The 19,219-nt window shown below is 69.5% G+C and carries 16 protein-coding genes; 8 read left to right on the top strand and 8 right to left on the bottom strand.

Annotated elements, in window-relative coordinates; translation table 11 throughout:
• Window positions 1-90: 90 nt before the first annotated feature.
• From AB0F17_RS02000 to AB0F17_RS01980, 5 genes are all read right to left on the bottom strand, one after another.
• Entirely contained in the window at window positions 91-1,554 is a 1,464-nt protein-coding gene (locus AB0F17_RS02000; protein WP_358014647.1) for a hypothetical protein, read from the bottom strand.
• An 80-nt stretch (window positions 1,555-1,634) separates the two neighbouring features.
• A complete protein-coding gene (locus AB0F17_RS01995; RefSeq protein WP_358014645.1) occupies window positions 1,635-2,969 on the bottom strand; it encodes an NAD(P)/FAD-dependent oxidoreductase in 1,335 nt (444 codons plus the stop codon).
• Entirely contained in the window at window positions 2,966-3,142 is a 177-nt protein-coding gene (locus tag AB0F17_RS01990) for a hypothetical protein (protein WP_358014642.1), read from the bottom strand. The genes AB0F17_RS01995 and AB0F17_RS01990 overlap by 4 nt, the downstream gene beginning before the upstream one ends.
• 41 nt (window positions 3,143-3,183) lie before the next feature.
• Window positions 3,184-3,621: a VOC family protein gene (locus AB0F17_RS01985; protein ID WP_358015656.1), complete on the bottom strand. Its 438-nt coding sequence runs from the start codon at window positions 3,619-3,621 to the stop codon at window positions 3,184-3,186.
• Window positions 3,622-3,781: 160 nt separating this feature from the next.
• Window positions 3,782-4,834, bottom strand: coding sequence for an AraC family transcriptional regulator ligand-binding domain-containing protein (locus AB0F17_RS01980; protein WP_358014639.1), 1,053 nt, complete (start codon window positions 4,832-4,834; stop codon window positions 3,782-3,784).
• A gap of 191 nt (window positions 4,835-5,025) precedes the next feature.
• Here AB0F17_RS01980 and AB0F17_RS01975 point away from each other — a divergent pair, with 191 nt between their 5' ends.
• Window positions 5,026-5,892: a polysaccharide deacetylase family protein gene (locus AB0F17_RS01975; RefSeq protein ID WP_358014636.1), complete on the top strand. Its 867-nt coding sequence runs from the start codon at window positions 5,026-5,028 to the stop codon at window positions 5,890-5,892.
• 49 nt (window positions 5,893-5,941) lie between these two features.
• Here AB0F17_RS01975 and AB0F17_RS01970 read toward each other — a convergent pair whose 3' ends face one another.
• Window positions 5,942-6,538, bottom strand: coding sequence for a TetR/AcrR family transcriptional regulator (locus AB0F17_RS01970; RefSeq protein WP_358014633.1), 597 nt, complete (start codon window positions 6,536-6,538; stop codon window positions 5,942-5,944).
• Between the two features lie 134 nt (window positions 6,539-6,672).
• On the opposite strand from AB0F17_RS01970, the gene AB0F17_RS01965 reads away from it, so the two are divergent.
• Window positions 6,673-8,454, top strand: coding sequence for an alpha/beta fold hydrolase (locus AB0F17_RS01965; protein ID WP_358014631.1), 1,782 nt, complete (start codon window positions 6,673-6,675; stop codon window positions 8,452-8,454).
• Window positions 8,455-8,464: 10 nt separating this feature from the next.
• Here AB0F17_RS01965 and AB0F17_RS01960 read toward each other — a convergent pair whose 3' ends face one another.
• Together AB0F17_RS01960 and AB0F17_RS01955 are read right to left on the bottom strand one after the other, a co-directional pair.
• The gene (locus AB0F17_RS01960) at window positions 8,465-9,946 is read right to left on the bottom strand and encodes a sugar ABC transporter ATP-binding protein (RefSeq protein WP_358014629.1); all 1,482 of its coding nucleotides are present in this window, start codon (window positions 9,944-9,946) and stop codon (window positions 8,465-8,467) included.
• A 74-nt stretch (window positions 9,947-10,020) separates the two neighbouring features.
• Entirely contained in the window at window positions 10,021-10,821 is an 801-nt protein-coding gene (locus AB0F17_RS01955; RefSeq protein ID WP_358014626.1) for a DeoR/GlpR family DNA-binding transcription regulator, read from the bottom strand.
• Between the two features lie 171 nt (window positions 10,822-10,992).
• Here AB0F17_RS01955 and AB0F17_RS01950 point away from each other — a divergent pair, with 171 nt between their 5' ends.
• From AB0F17_RS01950 to AB0F17_RS01925, 6 genes are all read left to right on the top strand, one after another.
• Window positions 10,993-13,503, top strand: a complete 2,511-nt coding sequence (locus tag AB0F17_RS01950) for a PA14 domain-containing protein (protein WP_358014624.1) — start codon at window positions 10,993-10,995, stop codon at window positions 13,501-13,503.
• A gap of 15 nt (window positions 13,504-13,518) precedes the next feature.
• Window positions 13,519-14,580, top strand: a complete 1,062-nt coding sequence (locus AB0F17_RS01945) for an ABC transporter substrate-binding protein (RefSeq protein ID WP_358014622.1) — start codon at window positions 13,519-13,521, stop codon at window positions 14,578-14,580.
• The gene (locus AB0F17_RS01940) at window positions 14,567-16,138 is read left to right on the top strand and encodes a sugar ABC transporter ATP-binding protein (RefSeq protein ID WP_358014620.1); all 1,572 of its coding nucleotides are present in this window, start codon (window positions 14,567-14,569) and stop codon (window positions 16,136-16,138) included. The genes AB0F17_RS01945 and AB0F17_RS01940 overlap by 14 nt, the downstream gene beginning before the upstream one ends.
• On the top strand, window positions 16,131-17,099 hold the full coding sequence (locus AB0F17_RS01935; protein ID WP_358014618.1) for an ABC transporter permease: 969 nt from the start codon (window positions 16,131-16,133) through the stop codon (window positions 17,097-17,099). Before AB0F17_RS01940 ends, AB0F17_RS01935 begins: the two co-directional genes overlap by 8 nt.
• Window positions 17,096-18,067, top strand: coding sequence for an ABC transporter permease (locus AB0F17_RS01930; RefSeq protein ID WP_358014616.1), 972 nt, complete (start codon window positions 17,096-17,098; stop codon window positions 18,065-18,067). The genes AB0F17_RS01935 and AB0F17_RS01930 overlap by 4 nt, the downstream gene beginning before the upstream one ends.
• A 284-nt stretch (window positions 18,068-18,351) precedes the next feature.
• A complete protein-coding gene (locus AB0F17_RS01925) occupies window positions 18,352-19,089 on the top strand; it encodes a hypothetical protein (RefSeq protein ID WP_358014613.1) in 738 nt (245 codons plus the stop codon).
• Window positions 19,090-19,219 lie beyond the last annotated feature (130 nt).

Raw genomic sequence — 19,219 nt, 5'->3', positions numbered from 1 at the left:
CGATGGAGCCGACCGGCAGCCGGGTGGATATACGAGGCAGCCGACGCTTCAGACGTGGGCCGGTGTTTGCTCGATTACCTTCGACTGTAGTCAGCGGGGAACGTACGCGTACCACGTGCCGGGCCGCACTTCTGGCAGCCGCCGCCTCTCCCACGCCAGCAGGAACGGCGCCGGGATCGATCGGCCCTTGTCGACGGCGACCACGGTCTTTCCCGCGTTCTGGGCGCTGAGCACGGGGGCCGGCACCTCGCTGTCCTGCGGCCAGCGCAAGACGGTGTGCGCCTCGCACCCCATCCGGTAGGCGATCATCACCGCGTGCTCGCCGTACACCAGGCAAGGCCGGTGGACGGCGAACGTGGCCAACGCGCCGGCGACCTCGACGTCGGCCTGCCGCTTGGACAGACGAGGTGAGACGACCTTGTCGAGCGTCAGGCCCTGCAGGGTGAACTGGGCGAGGAAACCGGCGGCCACGAGAGCGGCACCGGCACGGCGAGCCGCTTGCCCGCGCGGCCCTTCCAGTGGCCAGAGCGCGCTGTGCGCGATCGGGATCACCAGCAGCGCGTACGTGGGCAGCAGAAAGCGGGGCGCCGCGTAGCCGACCAGGAAGATGTACGGCACGGCCAGCGACAGGCCGGTGAGGGCCGGCATCACGCACTCGGGCAGGCGTTCACGGCGCCGCGCCGCGTACAGACCGAGCAGGACGAGGATGGGGATCGCGCTCAACCAGAGCAGCCAGGGCAGCACGACGGGCCCGCAGTGCGCGGGAGGCCGGCAGAGCAACGGTCCGTTGAGCGCTCGAGCGTGCTCGTAAAGCGAGAAGTGCAGGCCGGTCTCGTTCGCCGCTCCGGCGGCCTGCCATCGAGCGACCGGCCCGCCGAAGCGGACGAATGCCTCGATGATCCAGTCGGCCCAGCCGGCCACCAGGCCCACGATCAGAGCGGCCCCGGCGCCGATCCGCCGCCGTCCCGGCTTGGCGAGCGCCACCGCGAGCGGGAGGACGAGCCAGACACTGTCCGGCGGGCGAAGCAGGGCCACCGCGGCCACGCTCACCGCCAGCCCTATCAGCGGGCCCCGCCCGCTGTCCGGCCGCGCGCAGCGCAGGAAGCAGCCGACGGCGGCCACCGCGCCGAACGCCACCCACATGTTCGGCATGGCCGCGCCGCCGTAGAACAACGACAGCCACAGGGACGCGAACAGCAGGGCGGCCAGGGGCACCGTCGGTCCGGAGCGTACCCGCAGCCAGGTTCCGAACGACGCGTACAGCGCCACGGCCGACAGCAGGCTCAGATAGATCCGCAGCGCCTCCGTCGACGAGGTGATCAGCACCACCGGGGCGACGATCAGGGTGATTCCCCGAGCGCGGGGCGCGATGAACTCGGCGGCGGGCACGCGCGGGTCGACCTGGCTGACGTAGACGACCTCGTCCCACCCCACTCCCATCTTGGGAGTGACTCCGGCCAACTGGACGATCCCGTAGCAGACGGCTACCAGAATCAGCAGCGTGCGCCATGGATCGGCCGGCAGCCACGAACGAAGCGATTTGGTTGATCCCACCTGCCTGTTCTTAGCGCCGGTCGCCTCCGGAGGGCGGACATGGCGACGAGACTTGCCGGAAGGGATGCACACCCATGAAGCTACGGCGCGGCGGTGATGGCGTTGTGGAGTGCCTTGAGGGCCGAGACGTAGATCTCGGAGAAGGTGGGGAAGGGCTGGATGGTGTCGCGCAGCACGGCGAGCGGGACCCCGGCGCGAATGGCCAGGGTGGCCTGCTGCAGCCACTCGCCGGCCTCAGGGCCGAGCGCGTAGGCGCCGGTCAGCCGCTCGCCGTCGGACAGCAGGGTCAGGAATCCGTTGGACTGGGCGTAGGCGCGCGTGTAGGTGGCCGTTTTGGCCACCTCGGACACCGGGACGGTGGCGGCGAACCGGGCCTCGGCGGCACCGACCGCGGCTGCTTGCGGGTCGGTGTAGACGACGTCCGGTATGGCCGCGTAATTGGCCTCGCGGGGTTCGCCGAGGATGTTGGCGGCGACGACTTCGCCCTGGTACTTGCCTACGTGGGTCAGCAGCCGTACGCCGGTGACGTCGCCGATCGCCCACAGCCGCTCGCCGGCCCGCAGTCGCGCGTCCACCGGGATCCCGCGCCCATCGGCTTTCACGCCGACCGTTTCCAGGCCGATCCCGTCCACGCGCGGACGCCGGCCGGTGGCCACGAGCAGGCGGTCGCCGCGCAGCTCGCCGCCGTTGCCGAGGACGAGGACGTAGTCCTCACCGTCGCGCCGCGCGGCGGTCGCGTGCACGCCCAGCCGCAGCTCGATGCCGTCGGCGCGCAGCACCTCGCCGAGCGCCTCGCCCAGCGGCGCGGGCTCGTGGGCGAGCAGGTGCGCGGCGGCCTCGACGAGGGCCACCTCGCCGCCCAAGCGCCGTACGGCCTGGGCCATCTCGACGCCGACCGGCCCGCCACCCAGGACGATCAGGCGGCGCGGGACGGCCTTCATGCCGGTCACCTCGCGGTTGGTCCACACGCCGTCAAGTTCGCGCAGGCCCGGGACGGGCGGGACGACCGGCTCCGAGCCGGTCGCCACGACGACATCCCGGGCGGAGTGGCGTACGCCATCGACCTCGACCTCGCCGATCCCGGTGAGCTTGCCGGTCCCTCGCAGCAGGGCGATGCCCCTGCCCGCCAGCCAGCGCTCCTGCCCGGCGTCGGAGTAGTCCGAGACCATGAAGTCGCGCCAGGCCAGCGCCGCCCCGACGTCGACCTGCGCGGTGGCCGCCGCCTCGCGCGCGTCGTGCACCGCCTCGCCTGGGCGCAGCAGCGTCTTGGACGGGATGCAGGCCCGGTAGGAGCACTCGCCCCCGACCAGGTCGCGCTCGACCAGCGCGACGCGCAGGCCGCCGTCGGCCAGTTCGCCGGCGCAATGCTCGCCCGGCGAGCCGGCGCCCACGACGATGACGTCGTAGTCGCTCATGCGCTCGCCCCCGGGCCGGGGTGCCCTGTCTGCTCATCCACCATGTACTGCGCGTACCAGTCGGGCCAGTCCGGGTCGGGCTGCCCGATCTCCTCCTCGTGCTTGCCGTGCGCGGCCTCCGCACGGCGCAACGCGGCGGCCAGCTCGGCCGTGGAAGCATAGGTCGCTTGCATGCCAGAACTCCTCCTCGTCAAGAATCGCGGAGCTCGCCAGGTCACCGGCCCGGCAGGCGTGTGGTGACCTCCTGGAGGAGCCAGCCGTTGCCGTCCGGGTCGCTGAACGACGCGAACGAGCCGTAGCTGGCACGGTCCGGATCCGGGCCGGAGACCCGTTCCCGGGTCCCGGCGTGGTGGAACACGCCACCCGAGTCGTGGAACACCTCGCTCATCTCGGCGCCGCGGTCGGCCAGCTCGGCCCGGGCCGCGTCGATGTCGGTCACTATCAGGTACAGGCCCTGCGCCGAGCCCGGCGCGGCCGAGGTGACGCCGGCGCCGAAGATGACCGAGCACCCTGACCCCGGCGGGGTCAGCTGCACCACCCGGAAGTCCTCCCCGGTGGCGACGTCGGCATCCTCTCGCCAGCCCAGTGCTTTGTAGAAGTTCTTGGCCCGGTCCACATCAGCGACGGGCAGCACCACAACCTCGAGCTTCATGTCCACGATGTCGACCCCATCTCCTTTGAGGCGTATATAAGAGCTTCTGGCTCTTATGTCCTGACATCAACCCTCACCTCACGCATCGCCGAAGTACACAAACCTCATCAAATCGCTCGGGAAAGTCTTGGGGCGGGGAGGGGCAGCGTGGAGCTGGTGGCTAGGCCGGGCCGCTCGCGCGGATGGCGGCTGGGCCGTGGCCGTACCAGCGGTGGATGGCTCGCCGCAGCGCCCGGGAGTCGGTGAAGCCGACCCGTGCGGCGATGGACTCCACGCTGAGCGAGGTCTCCCGCAGCAGGCGGTCCACCCGGCGCTGCCGAAGCTTCTCCAGCTCTTCCCGCCAGCCGGTGCCCTCCTCGCGCAAGCGGCGCTGGAGGGTCCGGGGGCTCATGGCCAGACGGCCGGCCACCTGGTCCAGGCCCGGCGGGCCGTCGGCGACCGCGGACTCGAGAACGGCGTGGAAGCGGTCGAGCCAGCCCAGCACCGGCCGGGCGGCCGCAAGGGACAGTCGCGCGTGGTCGTCCAGGATCGCGGCGAGCGCGGGGTCGGCGCGAGGCAGGGGAACGTCCATGTCCGCCTCGGCGAACGTGATCGAGGGATGGTCGGCCTCGAACTCGATGCTTCTGGTGTCGTACAGCCCGACAAGACGCTTGGCGGCGGTGGGCGGGCGGTGCGGTAGCCGTACGCGCGCCGGTGTGAGCCGTCGCCCGGCTGCCAAGCTCGTCAGCGTGAGCAGCATGTACGGCACGAATTCCGCGATCAGCGGGTATTCCGGATGGTCGCGGTAGGGGCCTTGCCAGCTGACCGTCGTTCCGCCGTCGTCGTCGCGTGTCACGAGGAGCCGGTCGGCGGGGTCGGCGATGGCCGTGAAGTGGCGGCTGGAGGCGCCGAGCGCGTCGCCGAGGGTGCCGGAGACGGAGAACAGGTAGTCCCACACACCCAGCGCGCCCGGCCGCCACAGCTCCATGACCCGTCTGCTGGCACCCGTTTCCCACATCGAGCTGGAGATCAGTTCCCAGACCCGCAGACAGGTCGCGGTGGGGATGCGGATCCCGTTCTCATCCAGCACGGCGAGGCCGGGAACGCCGACCAGGCGAGACCGATCCAGGCCGGCTGCTATGCCCGCGCGGAGCAGCAGGCGGGTCAGATGAGGGGAGACGGTCCCTTTCGCGGTGTCTGCCACCACGCCGTCTCGCATCGTGTTGTTCACCATCAACGGCCTGTCTTCCGGGGCGGCGATCCTCCAAGCGTGACATACCGGAAAAAGAGGATATGTCGCGATTTGGTTGGCGCCTTCGGCCCACTCGGTGGCGCCTTCGGCCCTCCTGACGGAGCGCTCGGATTCCTACCTTTATGGACAGGCAGCCCTTGACGGGGCCGTGACGCAATCCGAGAGGAAACGCGATGGAGAACGCCCTGTTCGACTACAGCCCGATCGTCGGACGCGAACCGATCCGCTGGCCGGGCGGCGCCCGTGTCGCCTTCTACGTGGGCCTGAACGTTGAGCACTTCACGATCGACCGCCCCTCCACCAGCATCAACGAAGCGACCGCGGCGCTGGTGCCGGATCCGCTGAACTACGGCTGGCGGGACTACGGGCCGCGGGTGGCGATCTGGCGCGTGATGGAGATTCTCGACCGGCACGGGCTCCGGGCGAGCACGTTGCTCAACGCCGACGTGTGCGAGCAGTACCCCCAGATCATCGAGGCGGGCAACGCCCGCGGCTGGGCATGGCTCGCCCACGGCAAGAACAACTCCACGCTCCAGGCCGACGTCGACGACGAGCGCGCCTACCTGACCGAGGTGGTCGAAACCATCCAGAAGGCCACCGGGCAGCGGCCGCGCGGCTGGCTCGGTCCCGCGCTCACCGAGACGTTCCAGACGCCGTCCCTGCTCGCCGAGCTCGGCCTGAGCTACGTACTGGACTGGACCAACGACGACCAGCCGTACCGGCTGAACGTCCCGGGGATGCTGAGCGTGCCGTACTCGCTGGAACTCAACGACCTGGGCATTTTCACCATGCACGGCATGAGCGGCGACGACTTCGTGCAACTGGTCAAGGACCAGTTCGACCAGCTCTACGCCGAGTCCGCCGACAGCGGGCGGGTCATGGCGTTGGCGCTGCACCCGTTCGTCATCGGCCAGGCGTTCCGCGCGAAGTACCTCGAACAGGCACTTGAGTACATCGCCCACCATCCCGGCGTGTGGCTGACGACGAGCGACGAAATCGCCGAGCACTACGCGAGCACGGGCATGAGCCCAGCTTCCTGACGACTCCCGGATGGGGCCCGGCGAGGCGCGCAAGCCCACCACGCTGGGCTCAGCGTCCGCGGGAAGGCCGGTCGGGCGCAGGAAGAACGCTGTCGAGCACCTTGCGCAGATAAGCCTCGTCGGGCAGCGGGAGATGGACCATGAGGCGGTGGAAGATCGGCCCGTACACCAGGTCCATGATCACATCCAGATCGGCGCCGGGCGGCAGTTGCCCCTGCTCCTGGGCCTTGCGCAGGCGGTGCTTGAGCTGATCGATGCGCGGGCCGATCCACCGGTGATGCAGTTGCTCGGCGAGGCCGGGGTCATGCTGGGCCTCGGTGAGCACCCCGATGAAGGCCGATCGCGTGCGCGGCGCGCTCAGCACGTCAATGACCCCGGACAGCTGAGTACACAGGTCGGCGGCGAGATCGCCGGTGTCCGGGAAGACCGTGGGCCGCACCGCGGCGTCGTGAACTGCTTCCAGGACGACCGCGCCTTTGGACGGCCACCACCGGTAGACGGTTTTCTTGCTCACGCCCGCACGGGCGGCTATGCCTTCCACCGTCACCTGCGCATATCCCTGCTCGGCGCACAGGTCGAGCGTCGCGTCGAGGGTGGCGCGGCGGCTCTTCTCGCTGCGGCGTTGCGGATTCGGCGGATTCGGCATGCGCCCAGCCTATAGGGAAACGGAACGTGTCGTGTTGACAGGCTGCGCGCGAGGGGCTGATACTCACTGAGGCGACACGCTACGTGTCGTGTCTGGCGTCATCGCGCCAGATCCCGGAAGCCGGTCGATGAGATATGAGGACAGTTCACATGCATCAGATCGATGTGCTCGACTCGACGATGTACTACGAGGAGACCGGCAGTGGCGCTGCCTGGGTCTTCCTGCACGGCAATCCTGGTTCGTCCCGGCTGTGGCGCAAGGTGCTGCCCGCGGTCGGCTCGGAGGTCCGGCTGCTGGCCCCCGACCTCATCGGCATGGGGCGCTCAGGCAGGCCGAACGTGCCATACCGGTTCGGCGACCACGCCCGCTACCTGGACGCCTGGTTCGACCGGATGGGTCTGGAGGAGGTGGTGCTGGTCGGCCACGATTGGGGCGGATCGCTGGCCTTCGACTGGGCGGCCCGGCACGCCGGCCGTGCTCAACCCGCTCCCCGAGGAAGAGATCCAGGCCTATCTGGAGTTCTATCCGACCCGCGAGAGCCGTCGCCCCCTTTTGGAATGGGCCCGTTCCCTCCCCTTGGACGGCGAGCCCGCCGACGTCGCCGAACGCGTCGAGCGGTACGACGCCTGGCTGGCCACCAGCACCGACGTCCCCAAGCTCCTGCTCACCTTCGACTCCTCGCCGAGCCTGCTCATCGACGACCGTATGGCCGCGTGGTGCGCCGCGAACATCGCCGCTCTGGAGACCCGGCACTGCGGTCCGGCCGGCCACCACGCCCCCGAAGACCAACCCGAAACCATCGCCAAAGCGATCACCGACTGGGCCGTCCATCACCACCTGGACACCCCTCGACCGTGACGATGGGGGCGCTGGTCGCCGTGAACTACGCTGCCGGGATGGCCAAGGCTGACGAACGGGCGGAACGGGTTTCGGAGTCGCGCTTCCCACCGAGGCGGGTGGCGGGCCGGGGGCGTGGCTGGTACCGAGGTGACTGCCACGTGCATTCGGTGCGTTCGAACGGCGGAGAGCTGACGCCGGAGCAGCTCGCGGCCGGTGCCCGTGAGGCGGGGCTGGACTTCATCGCGACCACCGAGCACAACACGTCTGACGCGCATGCCGCCTGGGGTTCGCACGCCACCGGTCTGCTGGTGATCCTGGGCCAGGAGGTGACCACCCAGACCGGGCACTGGCTGGCGCTGGGCATCGACCCGGGGCAGGTGGTCGACTGGCGATACGGCTTACGCGACGACGTGGTCGACCGGCAGCTGGACCAGGTACGTCAAGCCGGTGGGCTGTGCGTGGCGGCCCACCCGCACGCGCCGTACCCCTCCGGCGTGTTCATGTATCCATTCGAGAAGTTCGACGTGGTCGAGGTGTGGAACGGGCTGTGGAGCTCGGACCTGCCCTGGAACGCCGACAACGAGGCAGCGCTGGCCGAGTGGGGCCGCGGCCTGGCCGCCGACATCCACGGCGGGCGATGGCGGCCCGCGATGGGAAACAGCGACACCCATCTGGAAGGCCAGATCGGCACACCGCACACCGTCGTGCTGGCCGAGGAACTGAGCACGGACGCGCTCCTCGCCGGCATCCGGGCCGGCCGTAGCTGGATCGCCGAGTCGGCCGGCATCGAACTGTCGCTCACGGTCTCCGCCGGTGATCGCAGCGCCGGGATCGGTGAGCGGCTGAAGACCCGCGACGAGCCGGCGCTGGTACGGGTGGACGTACGCGGTGTGCCATCCGGCACGGTCAGCTTTCACACCGATCGCGGCAAGGCGCACCGCGAACCGGTGCCCAGCGACGGATCAGGCGCCGTGGAGTGGCGCACCAGCGCGGCGGAATCGGCGTTCGTCCGCGTCGAAGTACGCCACTCCGAAGGGCACATGGCGGCGCTCAGCAATCCGATCATTCTGGCCTGAACGCCTGGGTCTAACCCTTCGCCAGCGCCGCGAGGAGGCGGTCCTCGGTCACCTCGGCGCCACTGAGCTGCGCGCTGATCGCGCCGTCGCGCAGCACCACCACGCTGTCGCAGTTGCCCGCCAGCTCGGCCACGTCCGAGGAGATCAGCAGGATGGCCAGCCCGTCCACGGCCAGTTCGTCGAGCAGCGCCTGCATCTCCAGCTTGGTGGCCACGTCGACGCCGCGGGTCGGCTCGTCGAGCAGCAGCACCTTGGGGTGCATGGCCAGCCAGCGGGCCAGCAGCACCTTCTGCTGGTTGCCGCCCGACAGCTCGCCCGCGGGCTGGCGCGGCGAGACGGCCTTGATGCCGAGCCGCTTCATGAACGTGTCGACGATGCCGTCGATCTGCGTGTCGGAGACGATCCCGGCCCGGGACAGCCGGGGGAGCGCGGCCAGCGCGATGTTGTCGCGTACCGACAGCGTGGGGACGATGCCCTCGGTCTTCCTGTTCTCGGGTACGAGGCCGACGCCGGCGCGGATGGCGCTCCTGATCGACCACTTGCGGACCGCCGCCCCGGCCACGGTCACCTGGCCCGCGTCCACCGGCATGACACCGGCGATCGCCCTGGCCGTCTCGCTGCGCCCGGCGCCGAGCAGGCCGCCGAGGCCGACGACCTCGCCCGCGCGCACCGCCAAGGACACGCCGTCGAGCACGTGGTGGCGGGTGAGCCCCTTCGCCTCCAGGACCGGCTCGTCGCCCGGCTCGTCCGGCTCGCCGGGCTCGATCGGTTCCTCCACCGGGTGGAACGGCCGGCCGAGCATGAGCGACACCAGCCGGAGGCGATCCAGCCCGGCCAGCGGGCCGGTGTGCACGACGCGGCCGTCACGCAGCACGGTGACGTGGTCGCAGACCTCGTACAGCTCCTCCAGCCGATGGGTGACGTAGACGACCGAGCGGCCCTCGTCACGCAGCCGGGCCACCGCGCCGAACAGCGTCTGCAGCTCGGCGTGCTCCAGCGCGGAGGTGGGCTCGTCCATGATGACCAGCCGGGCGTCGGCGGTGGCCGCCCTGGCCAGCGCCACGAGCTGCCTGGCCCCCTCGCCCAGCGTGCCCAGGGGTTTGCGGACGTCGGTACGCAGGCCGTACTCGGCCAGGACCTGCTCGGCGCGGGCGTTGGCGGCCGTGAAGTCGATCAGCCCGAGGCGGCTGCGCGGCTCCCTGCCGAGCAGCAGGTTGCGGGCGATGCTCATGGTCGGGACGAGGTTCGTCTCCTGGTGGATGGTGGCGAAGCCGGCCCGCCTGGCCTCGGCCGGGCTGCCGAACCTGACGGGCTCGTCCAGGTAGCGCAGCTGGCCCGCGTCCGGCTGGTAGACGCCGGACAGCACCTTGACCAGGGTGGATTTGCCGGCGCCATTACCGCCGATCAGCGCGTGCACCTCGCCGGGGCGCACGGAGAGCGTGACGTGGTCGAGCGCCGTCACGCCCTGGAACGTCTTGAGAACGCCGGCCACCTGTAGCACGCTTGCCTCCGCCTCGATCGTGGTCGCGGAAGGAAACAATCCAGTAACAGAAACGTCACATTCGATCAGATACGGGCGATGTGCAGCCTGACGCCCCTGCCGCTCAGCTCGTCGAGCACGTCGCCCGGCGCGCCCTCGTCGGTGACCAGGTGGCCGATCTGCTCGGCGGCGACGGTCTGCACCATCGTGTCGACGCCGATCTTGGTGTGGTCGGCCAGCACCACGACCTCCTCGGCGGCCGCGGCCAGCGCCCGGTCGACGCCCGCCACCTGCATGTTCGGGGTGGACAGGCCGCGTTCGGCGGTGAGCCCGTTGCCGGAGACGAACGCCCGGCGCACCCGCAGCCCGGACAGCGAGTGCTCGGCCGCGCTGCCCACCAGGGCCAGGATCGAGCCGCGCAGCGTGCCGCCGGTCAGCATCACCTCGATCCGCGGCGAGCCGGCGAGCACCTGGGCGACCAGCAGGGAGTTGGTCACCACGGCGAGCTCCGCGTGCCTGGTCAGGCGGCGGGCGAACTCCTGCGTGGTGGTGCCGGGCCCGACGACTATGGCGTCACCGTCCTCGACCAGCGCCGCGGCGAGGTCAGCGATCGCGGCCTTCTCGGCGGACTCCAGCGAGACCTTGTGCGCGTAGCCCGCCTCGCGCGACAGCTCGCCGGGCAGGGTGGCCCCGCCGTGATGGCGGTTGAGCAGGCCCTCCGACTCCAGCGCGCGCAGGTCGCGGCGGACGGTCACCTCGGAGGAGCGCACGGATTGGGCGAGCTCGCGCAGGGACACGGCGCCGTTGGCACGCACCAGCTCGAGGATGCGCTGCCGGCGTTCCGCGGCGAACACCGGCCTGCGGCCGTCGCTCTGCGTGTCGCTCACGTCCCGATCATAGACGAATGCTCAACTCCGGCTCACCTCTGATCATATGAGAACGAATTTGATCGGAAATCTTGACCGGCTCGGTCCACTGATGCTTATTTGGGAGCCAGACAGGGTCATAACCTGTCCGATCCTGACCGACGGGTATGCCCCAGCGCGAAAGGACACTCTGTGCGAAAGTCACTCGCGGCAATGATCGCCGTGCTGCTGGCCGTGTTATGGCAGGCTCCCACCCCGGCGGGCGCCGCGGCCGAACGGCACGGGCTGCGCGGCGACTACTACCTCGCCTCGGCGGCCGGCGCGTTCGACTTCGGCGAGCTCAAGGCCAGCGTCGTGGACCCGAGCCTGGAACTGGCCGACCTCAACCCGACGTTCAAGCTGCTGACCGGCAGGGAGGACGACGTCACCGTCCGGTGGACCGGCAAGATCCGGCCCGAGTACTCCGAGACGTACACGTTCTCGATCATCGGCGACAACGGCTTCCGCCTGTGGGTGGACGGCAAGGCCGTCATCGACCACTGGGTGGACGACTGGGACAGGGAGCAGGTGGGCACGCCCATCGCGCTGGAGGCGGGCAAGGACTACGACATCAAGGTCGAGTACTTCGAGCACTTCGGCGGGGCGAACCTGCACCTGCGCTGGCAGAGCGCCAGCCGGCCGAAGGTGGCCGTGCCGTCCGAAGCCTTCACGCCGCCGGACGGGTTCGACCCGCCCGGGCCCACCGAGGCGAAGGTCGGTTCGACGGGTGACCTGGCCACGCTGACGTTCGCCAAGCCGCTCGCCCCGCTGCCCGCCGACCTGACCGACCACCTGGTCCTCACGGTCGCCGGCACCAAATGGCCCGTAACCTCCGTAGCCCTGAAAAATCGGGACACGGTGGTGCTTAAGCTGAAATATCCGGTTCCGGCTAAGGCGGGGAGCGCACTGCGCGCCGCCTACGACGGCACCGGCCTCTCCTTCGCCGACGGCACCCCCGTCGCCGCGTTCCCCTACGCCTTCGTCGCCAACGAGTCCGCCTACATCCTCAAGACCCGCTGGTCCAAGGACGTGAACCCGGCGAACCCGCTGCCCGAGTACCCGCGCCCCCAACTGGTCAGGGACAGGTGGCGCAGCCTCAACGGCACCTGGCAGTTCGCCGCCGCCAAGCCGGGCGAGGCCGCCCCCACCGGCCGTGACCTGGCCGAACGCATCGTCGTCCCGTACCCGGTGGAATCGCAGCTGTCCGGCATCGGCCGGCACGAGGACCGCATGTGGTACCGCAGGACGTTCGAGGTACCGCGCTCGTGGAGCGGCGAGCGCCTGCTGCTGCACCTGGACGCGATCGACTGGGACGCCACGATCTACGTGAACGGCAAGCAGGTCGGCGCGCACAAGGGCGGCTACGGCCGGATCACCGTGGACGTGACCGACGCGCTCAAGCGCGGCGGATCCCAGGAGCTCGTCGTCGGCGTCACCGACCCCACCGACAGCGGGCAGCAGCCCATCGGCAAGCAGCGGCTCGACCCGAGCGGCATCTGGTACACCGCCGTCTCCGGCATCTGGCAGACCGTCTGGATGGAGCCCGTCGCCAAGCAGCACATCGACCGCGTCGACACCGTGCCCGACGTCGCGGGCAAGGCGCTGCGCGTCACCGTCCAGGGCTCGGCCGGCACCGCCGTGGTCGTGGCCAAGGACGGCCACAAGGTCGTGGGCACGATCACCGGGCCCGTCGGCACGGAGCTCCGGCTGCCGGTGCCGAACCCCAAGCTGTGGTCGCCGGACAAACCGTTCCTGTACGACCTCACGGTCCGGGTGAAGCAGGACGAGATCACGTCCTACTTCGGGATGCGCACCATCGCGCTGGAGAACAACCGGATGCTCCTCAACGGCCGGCCGGTCTTCCAGATGGGCCCGCTCGACCAGGGTTTCTGGCCGGACGGCATCTACACCGCACCTACCGACGAAGCGCTCAAGTACGACCTCGTGCAGACCAAGAAGCTCGGCTTCAACACCGTGCGCAAGCACACCAAGGTCGAGTCCGACCGCTGGTACTACCACGCCGACAAGCTCGGCCTGCTCGTCTGGCAGGACATGCCCGCCATGTTCAGGACCGGCGACAAGCCGCAGTTCGAGACCGAGCTGCGCGAGCTGGTGGACCAGCACCGCAGCAGCCCGTCGATCATCATGTGGGTGCCCTTCAACGAGGGCTGGGGCCAGTACGACCAGGCCCGCATCGCCGACCTGGTCAAGAGCTGGGACCCGTCCCGCCTGGTGAACAACATGAGCGGCATCAACTGCTGCGGCGCCCGCGACGGCGGCAACGGCGACGTCAAGGACTACCACATCTACCCAGGTCCGGGCGTCCCCGGCAAGCCCACCGACATCCGCGCGGTCGTGATCGGCGAGTACGGCGGCCTCGGCCTCCCGCTCATCGGCCACACCTGGTCCGGCGGCGGCTGGGGCTATGCGGTCGAACCCGACGCCGAAGCCCTCACCACCCGCTACGTCGGCATGGCCCAGGAGTTGCGGAAGCTGCACGCCTGCGACCAGCTCAGCGCGGCGATCTACACCCAGACCACCGACGTCGAGACCGAGCTCAACGGCCTCATGACCTACGACAGAGCCGTCACCAAGCCCGACGTCGCCCGGGTCCACGACGCGAACAAGGCGCTCACCGACCAGATCTCCCCGGCTTGCGGCTGACAGGAAGGAACCCCTATGAATCTCCGGACAACCTGCCTGGCGCTGGCCGTACTCCTCACCGCGTCGGCGTGCGCCAAGTCGGAGGAGCCGCAGAGCGCGCCCGCCGCCACCAGCACGGCCGGGCAGCAGGTCGTGCAGAGCCCCAGTGGTTCGGCGGGACCGACGTGCACGCTCGACCAGTTCGGCGGCAAGAAGTTCGACCTCAAGACGGCCACCGTCGGCTTCTCCCAGTCGGAGAAGGAGGCCAACCCGTTCCGGATCGCCGAGACCAAGTCGATCAAGGACGAGGCGGCCAAGCTCGGCATCGCCAACCTCAAGGTCACCAACGCTCAGTCGCAGTTCTCCAAGCAGATCACCGACGTGCAGCAGCTCATCGCCCAAGGCGTGCAGCTGCTGGTCATCGCGCCGCTGAACTCCGACGGCTGGGAGCCGGTACTCCAGCAGGCCGCGGCCAAGAAGGTGCCGATCATCACGGTCGACAGGAAGATCAACGCCAAGGCGTGCAGCGACTACCTGACGTTCATCGGCTCCGACTTCCACGAGCAGGGCAAGCGGGCCGCCGACCGGATGATCGACGCCCTGTCCGGCAAGGGCAAGGTCGCCATCCTGCTCGGCGCGCCTGGCAACAACGTCACCACCGAGCGGACCGACGGCTTCAAGGAGCGGATCGCGGAGAAGGCGCCGGGCATCCAGATCTCCTTCGAGCAGACCGGTGAGTTCGCCCGCGAGAAGGGCCAGCAGGTCACCGAGCAGCTCATCCAGTCCAACCCCGACATCAACGGCATCTACGCGGAGAACGACGAGATGGCGCTCGGCGCGGTCACCGCTCTGAAGGGCGCGGGCAAGGAGGCGGGCACCATCAAGATCGTGTCCGTCGACGGCACCCGCAGCGCCGTCCAGGGCATCGCCGACGGCTGGCTGCACGCGGTCATCGAGTCGAACCCCCGCTTCGGGCCGCTCGCCTTCGAGACCGCGCGGAAGTTCCTCGACGGCCAGGCCATCCCCGACAAGGTGATCATCTCCGACCGCGACTACGACACGTCCAACGCCAAGGACTCCCTCGGTGAGGCGTACTGATTTGGCAGCGGTTCTCGAGGCGAAGGGGATCAGCAAGCGCTTCCCCGGCATACTCGCTCTCGACGGTGTGCATCTCGCCCTCCTCCCCGGCGAGGTGCACGCCCTCGTGGGGGAGAACGGCGCGGGCAAGTCCACACTGATCAAGGTCTTCACCGGCGTGTACCATCCCGACGGCGGCGAACTGCGCCACCTTGGCGCGCCCGCCGCCTTCGGCACGCCGCTCGACGCGCAGCGCGCCGGGATCTCCACCATCTACCAGGAGGTCAACCTCGTCCCGATGATGAGCGTCGCCCGCAACCTGCTGCTCGGCCGCGAGCCACGCGGCCGCTTCGGGGTCATCGACGCCACGAGGATGTACGCCGAAGCCGCCCGGATCCTGTCCGGCTACGGCGTCGAGACCGACGTCAGGCGGCCGCTGCGCACACTCGGCATCGGCGCCCAGCAGATGGTCGCCCTGGCCAGGGCCGTGGCCGTCGACGCCCGCGTGGTCATCATGGATGAGCCCACCTCGTCCCTGGAGCCGCGCGAGGTCGAGACGCTGTTCGGGGTGATCAGGCGGCTGCGCGGCGAGGGCATCGCGGTCATGTACGTCAGCCACCGGCTCGACGAGCTCTACCAGGTGTGCGACCGGGTCACCGTGCTCCGCGACGGCCGCGTCGCGCACACCGGGCCGCTCGCCGGGCTGGACCGGCTCAAGCTCATCTCGCTCATGCTGGGCCGCGACCTGGACGAGGTCAAAGCCGACGGCCTGACCAGGTTCTCCCGCGATCGCCACCGCGCCGCGGGCGGCCAGGAGCCACTGGCCGTCGAGGCGCGCGGCCTCACCCGGCGGCACGTTCTGGACGGGATCGATGTGTCCGTACGGCCTGGCGAGGTCGTGGGTCTCGGCGGTCTGCTCGGCGCAGGGCGTACCGAGACCGCCAAGGCGATCGTCGGCGCGATGCCCCTCGACGGCGGGCAGGTGCTCGTGGCCGGGCTGCCGCTGCGCGGCGGCTCCACGACCGCGGCGATCAGGGCGGGCATCAGCCTGCTGCCCGAGGACCGCAAGGCCGAGGGGATCGTCCCGACCCTGTCCGTCCGCGAGAACATCGCGCTGGCCGCCCTGCCCGCCCTGGCCAGGGCGGGCGTGGTCTCCGACGCGAAGATCGACCGGATGGTCGAGATCTTCATGCGGCGGCTGCGCATCAAGGCGGCCTCGCCGAACCAGCTCGTGTCGGAGCTGTCCGGCGGCAACCAGCAGAAGGTGCTGCTGGCCCGCTGGCTGGCCGTACGTCCCAAGGTGCTGCTGCTCGACGAGCCCACCCGCGGCATCGACGTGGGCGCCAAGGCCGAGGTGCAGGCGCTGATCGACGAGCTGGCCGCCGAGGGGCTGGGCGTGCTGCTGATCTCCTCCGACCTGGAGGAGCTGGTCGAGGGCGCCGACCGCATCCTGGTGCTGCGCGAGGGCGCGGTCGTCGGGGAGCTGACCGGTGACCAGGTGACCGAGGAGAGGATCATGGCGACGATCGCGGAGCAGTCCGATGACATGGCGACGATCGCGGAGCGGTCCGATGACTGAGCTCACCTCGAAACCGGCGCTCCGGACCGACCTCAAGCCACGGATCTTCGCCTGGGTGCAGGACTACGGCGTGTACGCGGCCGTGCTGGCGCTGCTGCTGTTCAACGTGCTGTTCACGCCGCACTTCCTCGACGCGTCGAACTTCCGCACCCAGTTCGTCCAGGTCACGCCCATCGTGATCGTGTCGCTCGGCATGGCGCTGGTGATCGGCACCCAGGGCATCGACCTGTCCGTCGGCTCGGTCATGGCGCTGGCCGCCGCGCTCGTCGCCCTCTACCTGGGGTACGGCGCGCTGCCCGCGCTGATCGTCGCCGTGATCGGCGGGGCGGTCGTCGGCGCGGCGGGCGGAGCCCTGGTCGCCTACGTGGGCGTCCAGCCGATCGTGGCCACCCTGGCGCTGCTCGTCGGCGTACGCGGCATCGCGAACGTCCTGGTGCCGCAGCTCGTCGAGTTCCGCAACCCGGACCTGATCGCGTTGGGCAGCAGTTCGGTGGCCGGGATCCCGGTCATCGTGCTGATCGCGGCGGCGCTGACGCTGATCATGCTGTTCGTGGTGCGGCGCACGACGTTCGGCCGGCAGGTCGTCGCGATCGGCGGCAACCGCTCGGCCAGCGAGCTGTCCGGGCTGCCGGTCAAACGGGTGCTGCTGATCGTGTACGTGATCTCCGGGCTGCTCGCCGCGCTGGCCGGGGTGCTGGCGACGGCCCGCCTGCAGGCCAGCGACCCGACGTCGCTCGGCCTGTTCATCGAGCTGTCGGCGATCACCGCCGTCGTGGTCGGCGGCACGCCGCTCACCGGCGGGCGGATCAGGGTGCTCAGCACGGTCATGGGCGCGCTGCTCATGCAACTGCTCGCGGCGACGCTGATCAAGCACAATCTGCCGCAGTCGTGGACCCAGATGGTCCAGGCGGTCATCATCCTGGCCGCCGTCTACGCCACCAGGGAGCGTGCGAACCGATGATCTCCGTAGCCTCTTCACGGCGTGAGCAGGCGAGCCGGGTGCTCCAGCAGCATGGGGCGCTCATGGTGCTGGCGCTGCTGGTGATCGTGGGCAGCCTGGCCTTCGACTCCTTCGCCACGGCGGGGAACGCGGCCAGCGTGGTGGTCTCGTCGTCGTTCCTGGCGATCATCGCGATCGGGATGACGTTCGTGATCATCAGCGGCGGGATCGACCTGTCGGTGGGATCGCTCTTCGTGCTGGGTGGAGTGCTGGCGGCCTACGGGTCCCAGTACGGCCTGCTCATGGCGCTGGCGTTGCCGTTGGGCGCGTGCGGGGTGGTCGGCTTGTTGCAGGGCCTCGTCATAGCTCGCACCGGTATGGCTCCTTTTATCGTGACATTGGCGGGCTTGTTGGGTGTGCGGGGGTTGATGCTCACCATGTCGAACGAGGGAGCCACCACCTATTTGGTGAAAAATCCTGCTTTTGCGTCATTGGGGCAGGGGGAGTTGCTCGGCCTGACGTACCCCGTGTACATCACCGCGACGCTGGCGCTGGTCGCGATGGTGCTGCTGCAGCGGACCGGCTTCGGGCAGAACGTCTACGCGATCGGCGGCAACGAGCAGGCGGCGGCGCTCATGGGCGTGCCCGTGGCGCGCACCAAGGTGGCCGTGTACGTGATGTCGGCCCTGCTGGCGGGCCTCGCGGGCGCGCTGAACGCGGCCCGGCTCTCGTCCGGGGTCACGATCCTGGGCATCGGGCTGGAACTGGACGCGATCGCCGCCGTCGTCATCGGCGGCACCCTGCTGACCGGCGGCGCGGGCGGGATCACCGGGACGGTGGCGGGGGTTCTGCTCCTGGGGGTGATCCAAAGCCTGATCAACCAGGTGGGGAGCCTGACGTCGGCCTTCCAGCAGGTGGTCAGCGGGGCGTTCCTGGCACTGGTGGTGGTGGCGCAGCGACTGCTGAGCAAGGCGCAACGACTGTCGTGACAGCTGTCACATCGGCGCGGCCCCTGAGGAGGTGATCTCCCGGGGGCTGTCGTGTCTGGTGGTTCGGCGGGATAACTGGCCGGGTTAGTCATTCACTGATGTTTTTTCACCTTTGCTTTCCCTGTCCGGGGAAATCCCTTTCGGCGTGGCGGCGGAAATAGCCCAGCGGCGACTGTAAGTATTTTTCCTGTCACGCTGGGTCGCCCAGCGGGCAGGCATGGGCCGTCTTCCGGCCAATGGGTTAGCCGCGGTCACGGCCGCGCTCCAAAAGAAACGGTACCTCTATGTTCACGCACACTCCCAAAACCGACGCCACAGCCATACCGACCCAGCCGGCGCGGCGGCGGCGCTCGGCAAAAGGGCTGATGACGCTGGCCGTGGCAGGATCCCTGTCCGTGGCCCTTGCCGGCACCACGACCAACCCGGCCTTCGCGAATGGTCCGACGCCGGACCCCAGGGACCGCCACCACTTCCTCGACCACAAACTCCGCGAGCCAGTCCTGGTCGGAGACGGGGGTGGCTGTGAGGCGGGCACCTTCATCAGGGTTCATTCCCTCAGGCCGCACAACTTCTTCATTCCGCGCACCCGCTACACCGACGGTCCCGGCGGGGAGATGACCGTCTCGGTCCACCACGAGTTCGAGGTGCTCGCGTTCGTGGAGGCCGACAAGAACAGGTTCGTCTCGCACAGAAGGTCGGACGACACCGCAGTCCGCAACGTGGTCACCACTGACGAAATCGTCCGCGCGGTGAATCTGGAGGTCACTCCGCACCTCGAGAAGAGGCACATGATCTTCACGGGCCACGACTACACGCAGACGATCAGCGACGGCAAGTACGGAAACATGTGGTACCGCGTCTTCGGTTACCGCGTCCACTGGGGACAGTGGGCACGGCTCCACAACTGCAGCGAGGTCAGAGTGGGTACCGGCATCGCGAGCATCCCGTCGAGGATCGAAGGCTGGCGATACTGGGAGACCGACCACCCGCAGTTCCGTGGACGGCTGCTGTCTGACAAGTAAGGGTCGGATCGCCCGGGGCACTCCAGCCCCGGGCTCCACGGAGTCAAGTCGACCGCCGGAGAGGTGCCTGGGGGTCAGGTGGCAGCGCGGCAGATCGCTGGTGTCTTGCGAGAAGCGGCGGGCACGTCAC

The organism is Nonomuraea sp. NPDC026600, assembly GCF_040638335.1.
Classification (GTDB): domain Bacteria; phylum Actinomycetota; class Actinomycetes; order Streptosporangiales; family Streptosporangiaceae; genus Nonomuraea.
Note: the sequence above shows the minus strand (reverse complement) of the source record. Positions and strands in the feature narration are given on the sequence as shown.

Bases quoted from the DNA above. Each gene is read 5' to 3' on its own strand.
- AB0F17_RS01995 (WP_358014645.1), bottom strand. From the start codon at position 2,969: ATGAGCGACTACGACGTCATCGTCGTGGGCGCCGGCTCGCCGGGCGAG.
- AB0F17_RS01990 (WP_358014642.1), bottom strand. From the start codon at position 3,142: ATGCAAGCGACCTATGCTTCCACGGCCGAGCTGGCCGCCGCGTTGCGC.
- AB0F17_RS01985 (WP_358015656.1), bottom strand. From the start codon at position 3,621: ATGAAGCTCGAGGTTGTGGTGCTGCCCGTCGCTGATGTGGACCGGGCC.
- AB0F17_RS01980 (WP_358014639.1), bottom strand. From the start codon at position 4,834: ATGGTGAACAACACGATGCGAGACGGCGTGGTGGCAGACACCGCGAAA.
- AB0F17_RS01975 (WP_358014636.1), top strand. From the start codon at position 5,026: ATGGAGAACGCCCTGTTCGACTACAGCCCGATCGTCGGACGCGAACCG.
- AB0F17_RS01970 (WP_358014633.1), bottom strand. From the start codon at position 6,538: ATGCCGAATCCGCCGAATCCGCAACGCCGCAGCGAGAAGAGCCGCCGC.
- AB0F17_RS01965 (WP_358014631.1), top strand. From the start codon at position 6,673: ATGAGGACAGTTCACATGCATCAGATCGATGTGCTCGACTCGACGATG.
- AB0F17_RS01945 (WP_358014622.1), top strand. From the start codon at position 13,519: ATGAATCTCCGGACAACCTGCCTGGCGCTGGCCGTACTCCTCACCGCG.
- AB0F17_RS01935 (WP_358014618.1), top strand. From the start codon at position 16,131: ATGACTGAGCTCACCTCGAAACCGGCGCTCCGGACCGACCTCAAGCCA.
- AB0F17_RS01930 (WP_358014616.1), top strand. From the start codon at position 17,096: ATGATCTCCGTAGCCTCTTCACGGCGTGAGCAGGCGAGCCGGGTGCTC.
- AB0F17_RS01925 (WP_358014613.1), top strand. From the start codon at position 18,352: ATGTTCACGCACACTCCCAAAACCGACGCCACAGCCATACCGACCCAG.